Annotated in this window: 1 pseudogene; it reads right to left on the bottom strand. The window is 37.8% G+C overall.

The features are described from left to right. A pseudogene (locus V6256_RS15715) lies at positions 1-222 on the bottom strand (phosphate ABC transporter permease); the annotation flags it as partial.

The raw sequence follows: 222 nt of genomic DNA, 5'->3' as shown, positions 1-222 counted from the left end.
AACCTTAACCATTGTCTGCCAACGAGTCGAGCCTAATGCAAGTGAGCCCATTGTTAAGCTTTTAGGGACAATGAAAATAGCATCTTCATCAATCGAGAATATAGTCTGGATAATGGCAAAGCCCATCGCAATACCAACAATTAAAGATTTACGTTGGTCAAAATCAATCCCGAATTCATTGTTTAAATAAACACGGGTATTACCATCAAATAGCCATAACTC

Source organism: Psychromonas aquatilis (assembly GCF_038155185.1).
Lineage (GTDB): Bacteria > Pseudomonadota > Gammaproteobacteria > Enterobacterales > Psychromonadaceae > Psychromonas > Psychromonas aquatilis.
The sequence above is the reverse complement of the archived record's forward strand: the minus strand, read 5'-3'. Positions and strand labels throughout refer to the sequence as shown.